The sequence below is a fragment of the Salifodinibacter halophilus genome (assembly GCA_012999515.1).
Taxonomy (GTDB): domain Bacteria; phylum Pseudomonadota; class Gammaproteobacteria; order Nevskiales; family Salinisphaeraceae; genus Salifodinibacter; species Salifodinibacter halophilus.
On the sequence record JABEEB010000122.1, the window covers coordinates 1 to 306 of the forward strand.

1 protein-coding gene is annotated in these 306 nt (G+C 70.3%); it reads right to left on the reverse strand.

The features are described from left to right. The coding region (locus tag HKX41_10970) for a hypothetical protein (GenBank protein NNC24652.1) at nucleotides 1-306 on the reverse strand (306 nt) is incomplete at both ends.

Here is a 306-nt window from a genome sequence, read left to right on the forward strand (position 1 = left end):
GCGATTGGCGATCGAGGTCGCCATGCACAGATCGTCGGTGTTTCCGTAACGCGCCAGCAGCCAGCCGAATGCGGTCTGCAGCAAGGTGTACAGCGTGGTCTCGCGGCCCGGCAGCAGATTGGCGGTCAAGCCGTACAACCGCCGGGTCAACGCCGCCGGCAGCGTAAGGCGCGCTTCGGCGCCGGCGTGGCCGCGCACTTGCACCGCGGGCCGGGCTTGGTCGAACGGCAGCGACAGCTGGTCGGGCACGCCCGCCAGCGCATCGCGCCAGTAATCGCTGTGGCGGCGGAAGCTGGCGCTGCGCTG